This window comes from Rahnella sp. ChDrAdgB13 (assembly GCF_017655185.1).
GTDB lineage: Bacteria > Pseudomonadota > Gammaproteobacteria > Enterobacterales > Enterobacteriaceae > Rahnella > Rahnella contaminans.
Window position 1 is genome coordinate 1 of record NZ_JAEMGT010000156.1, and the last position, 4,187, is coordinate 4,187.

At 53.6% G+C, this 4,187-nt stretch carries 6 protein-coding genes; all 6 read right to left on the reverse strand.

Going from position 1 to position 4,187, the window contains the following annotated elements:
* Positions 1-15: 15 nt before the first annotated feature.
* The 6 genes from J8X26_RS25595 to J8X26_RS25625 are packed head-to-tail and all read right to left on the reverse strand — an operon-like array spanning position 16 to position 4,150.
* The gene (locus tag J8X26_RS25595) at positions 16-390 is read right to left on the reverse strand and encodes a RusA family crossover junction endodeoxyribonuclease (RefSeq protein WP_208952383.1); all 375 of its coding nucleotides are present in this window, start codon (positions 388-390) and stop codon (positions 16-18) included.
* Complete coding sequence (locus J8X26_RS25600) at positions 387-662, reverse strand: hypothetical protein (protein WP_208952384.1); 276 nt, start codon at positions 660-662, stop codon at positions 387-389. Before J8X26_RS25600 ends, J8X26_RS25595 begins: the two co-directional genes overlap by 4 nt.
* A complete protein-coding gene (locus J8X26_RS25605) occupies positions 659-817 on the reverse strand; it encodes a hypothetical protein (protein ID WP_208952385.1) in 159 nt (52 codons plus the stop codon). The genes J8X26_RS25600 and J8X26_RS25605 overlap by 4 nt, the downstream gene beginning before the upstream one ends.
* Entirely contained in the window at positions 814-3,066 is a 2,253-nt protein-coding gene (locus J8X26_RS25615) for a phage N-6-adenine-methyltransferase (protein WP_307803516.1), read from the reverse strand. Before J8X26_RS25615 ends, J8X26_RS25605 begins: the two co-directional genes overlap by 4 nt.
* A 2-nt stretch (positions 3,067-3,068) precedes the next feature.
* Positions 3,069-4,079 (reverse strand): conserved phage C-terminal domain-containing protein, encoded by a 1,011-nt coding sequence (locus J8X26_RS25620; protein WP_208952386.1) that lies wholly within the window; start codon positions 4,077-4,079, stop codon positions 3,069-3,071.
* The gene (locus J8X26_RS25625; protein ID WP_244370863.1) at positions 4,076-4,150 is read right to left on the reverse strand and encodes a DUF4222 domain-containing protein; all 75 of its coding nucleotides are present in this window, start codon (positions 4,148-4,150) and stop codon (positions 4,076-4,078) included. Before J8X26_RS25625 ends, J8X26_RS25620 begins: the two co-directional genes overlap by 4 nt.
* Positions 4,151-4,187: the final 37 nt, after the last annotated feature.

Genomic DNA, 4,187 nt, shown 5'->3' on the forward strand with positions numbered 1-4,187 from the left:
TAATCACTCCACACGTTAAGCCGGCTGCACACCGGCGGGTTTGAAATCAGTAATCGTTATTTCTGCCTTCCCATCTTTGGTAACTGGTCCCCACTCGACCGTCATTCGTTTTATCTGACTGTCGTCCTTCCAGATCCCCGCGTGGGTCAGGCCATCAAACAGCGCCTTCTGGAAATTATCTAAATCTCGTTTCGCCCTGGTTGGTGGGTATAAAACCAGGCGCACATCCAGTTCGGTGAGTAGTGCCGTCGGGCGGCTGCGCAACTGCTGATAAATCGCTGCCAGCGCGTTTGACCGGAAGATCCGCCCGCGCTCGCTGATCAGCACGCCCTTTCTGGTGGAGCGCCAGTAGCCGTTGACGCTTGGCGGGAATGGCAACGTCAGGATCATTCATCCACCTCGGTAACCGACTCGCACGTAAACAGGATTTCGCTATCAAATGGAAGCTCACAACCCAGATGAATAATCGGGCCGAAAGTCTCCATGAGTGACCAAAGCTGAAATTTTGAATAACCATCGGAATCAGTAGATGGTGGTGTAAAGTCAGGCAGGCTTGGCGCCATTCGCTGAAGTTCTTCACGATTGGACTTCATGACAGACAGGCCAAATTCGTTCAGTTTTACTTTTACGTAATTGTTTATGTTTACGGTTGCCAATTTCACGGTTGCACCTCCCCTGCTTTTTCCAGACTGCTCAGCACCGCATCAGCATGTTCACGCGCCGCGGTGTAATCAGTGGGATGCAGCTCCCCCGAAGGGGAGACCGCCATCAGCCAGCCGTTGTAAGCATTGAGCCAGATTTTTTGAAGTTCGTTCACGCAGCCACCTCCGACGTTGAATTGTTAAGGCGCGCCGCCTGCCAGCGGATTTGCTCAAGGAATGCCTCCCCCTGCGCCAGCAGCTGTTCTCTGCTGACATAACTGATTGCCGGTCCACGCCATGTCTTATCAAAAACGACGATCGCGCCAGCAAAGAAAGCACCGGTCGGGACCTGGTCTTTGTCTGCCGGAACAAACCAAGACGGGGCATCAAATCCAATACGCCCGCGAACAAATGACACGTGATCCGCGCCTTCCGGCCACCATGTTTCTGACGTTGCAGCTTTAATCAAGAACACGTAGCGGCCACCCAGCTCACGCATCTGGAATGCATGATTGATGATATGGCTCATGCCGGTAATGTATTGACCATCGTGTTTGCTGGCGCGGGAGTAAGGGGGATTAGCAAATGCAGCACCATTCAATTCACTTAAGCGAGCGGACCAATCCTGAGTGATCGCATTGTCTTCGGCGGTATAGAAAGCCGGGCATTTGCTGTTTTCACCATCGGTAAAGAGATCGAGAACCAACGGGCCGAACATGGCATTGATACCCCAGAAAAGTGAGTCCGGCGTGCGCCATTGATCGCCAACCTCTTTCAATTTATGGGCTGGCTTATCACGCAACTCATGCAACGCCAGCACATATTTGTTACTCAGCGCGGTTGAATCCGACTCGGCTATTTCGCTAACTTCTTCAGTTACGATTTTTTCTATGGACTCAACGCTTATATTTATCGCCATATCAATACGGGTTCCTATCCATGCCATTACCGGCACAGCCATGCTGTTTCCGATGGCTTTATAGCGATTCGAGTCGGACGCCGCAGTGCAGCATTCTTCGAGAGTTTTCATGCGGCCGCCACGCATCAGATACTTCGCGTAATCCTCCGCAAGTTTTTCAGGGCGAATGGCCTTACCGTAAGGGATGAGGGTGTGGTCATCCGGCATACCCTGTAAACGCTCGCACTCCCGAGGTGTGAGGCGGCGAACGGCCATTGGTTCCAGAGATACCGCATGGCGATCCGTTGATGTCAGGCAAGGCGACATATTACGCAACGGCTCGACAGAGTTACCGCCGTTCTCTGGACTTCTGCCAATCCAGTTGCCCGGAATACCGTAGGCGACAGCTGGTGGCTGACCGCCGCTCATATGGCTGGTGTCAGTGTTGCCAGCTCTCAGTGTGGGCGAGAGCTCGAAAGTTGCATCGCCGCCGTAGTCTTTTGAACTGAAAGCGATCGCTGGCGTTTGATTGCACTGCAATGCGCCGGTTACGTGCTCGTCAGCGCCAAGCGTTGCTGAAGTGTTTCCACCGGCCTGCCAGTTGAATGCTGTAACAGTAAGTGATTCATGATCCGCGCCTGACTTCGCCCGCAACGGGCCGATTCCTTCCGTAAAAGAAGCGTGACCATTGGAACTATAAGTTTCAGTAACGAGAAGTCCGTTCTCTGCGTCTTGCTGAGTGGCTGAACCAGCAGCCTTGCCATTGTTCAGCAAAGTTCCCGCTACTAAATGACCAGCTTGTGCTTGGTTGTCGTCTGCGCCACACGTACCAACGCCTGTTGCAGTAAGGGCGGCAGTGATCGACCGCGCTTCTCGGCTCGGCGCAATATCCCTTCGCACGCCTTCTGACTCAAATAGAACTTCTCTGGGATCAAACTCGTTTCGAGCACTTGCGACAACGAACACACGTCTGCGGCGTTGTGCCACTCCGAAAAATTGAGCATCAAGGGTTCGCCAGGCAATAGTCCTTTCTGGTCCAGACACACAACCTGCGTACGACCATTTTCCCCCTGCTGGCTGCAACTCACAGCTTTCGCCGGCAAGTGCTCCCAAAAAGCACCCGAAGGCATTATCTTTACTGGAGAGGACTCCGGGCACGTTTTCCCAGACGATGATTGCGGGCTGTTGTCCGTTTTCGCGACGCTTGCTGTCAATGGCATTGGCTAATTCCACATATGAAAGGGTTAACTGCCCGCGGGCATCTTCAAGTCCTGCACGTAGTCCGGCTACGCTGAAGGCCTGGCATGGTGTACCGCCGACAAGTACGTCTGGCGCCTCAACATCTCCCGAAGAGATTGCAGCGGCGATTTTGGTCATATCACCAAGGTTGGCGACTTCCGGCCAGTGGTGTGCAAGTACTGCTGACGGGAATGGTTCAATCTCAGAAAACCATGCGGGCTGCCATCCTAGCGACTCCCACGCGCAGCTTGCTGCTTCTATGCCACTGCATACAGACCCATATCGAATATTCATGCTGTTATCACTCCATGCTGGCGCTGGGCGCAGTCTTTCCAAATCTTGGCCCACTGCGATATGGCGAAGTCGGCGCGCATACTTCGGATGTTGGCTTTGCTGGCCTCGGCACAAACCGTTTTTTCCAGCGCGCTCGGTGCTTTGGTCGCCGCAACACCGCTGATGAACCGGCGATATGCCGCATCGCGCTCAGCCGTATCGACTTCAACTTCACCGTCAGCAGTCCACTTGCCATTCACACAGATCGGACGTCCGCTCTTTGCCCATTTGGTCGCGCTGAGCAGGTAACCTTCAAATTTGGCTGGCTGGAACAGAGTTGCCGGGCGCAGATATTCAGCCATTTTTGGGGAGTCGCCCCAGTGAACCTGCTTGTATTCGATTACCAGTTGCAGTTCTTCCAGCGTGTGACCTTCACGGAGACGGGCACGCATATTTTCCAATGAGCTATTAGCGGGCTGATAACGGGAACCGGTGATTAGGTTCAGGTGCTTCAGGGCCTGTTTAGCTTGATCAGTAATTTCAACTTCGGCGTCGGTCTGCGCAGCAGGCTGACAAGAGGTTTTATTATCTGATGGATCTTGTTTTGAATTTACTAACGGATCCCCCCCAGATTCTGGCGGGTGAAAACCGGTATTCGTGTTCGATTTTGATGCGTCGGATTTTGACCGGTCAGATTTTGAGGTGTCAGATTTTGATGCGTCAGAATCTGACGGTTCAGCGGCAGCACGAAGCTTTGCAATATTCAGCTGGTACATGTTCGATGTGTTTCGGTTTCCCTTGCGGCGCGGGGTGCTTGTGATCCAGCCGTCAGCCTCAAGTTTGCCCAACGTAGTGCGCACAGTGCTTTCACCGGCACCCAGCTGGCGGGCAATGGTGGTGATCGACGGCCAGCACAGGCCTTCGTCAGAACTGAAGTCAGCGAGGCGCGCCATAATGGCAACCGCCGATATTTTTAAACCGGCAGCAGCGCAACCATCCCAGACGTATGCGGATAACTTAACGCTCATAAGACCCTCTTAAACTTTCGCCGGTATTGTTCAGTAGGCTGGGCGCACTCATGCGGGTAACCGGCGCGCATGAAGATGACGCGATCCCCTGCTCTGTCGAAGCCCACG

What these genes read in the sequence shown, in the direction of transcription:
- J8X26_RS25595 (WP_208952383.1), bottom strand. Translation starts at nt 390, where the DNA reads ATGATCCTGACGTTGCCATTCCCGCCAAGCGTCAACGGCTACTGGCGC.
- J8X26_RS25620 (WP_208952386.1), bottom strand. Translation starts at nt 4,079, where the DNA reads ATGAGCGTTAAGTTATCCGCATACGTCTGGGATGGTTGCGCTGCTGCC.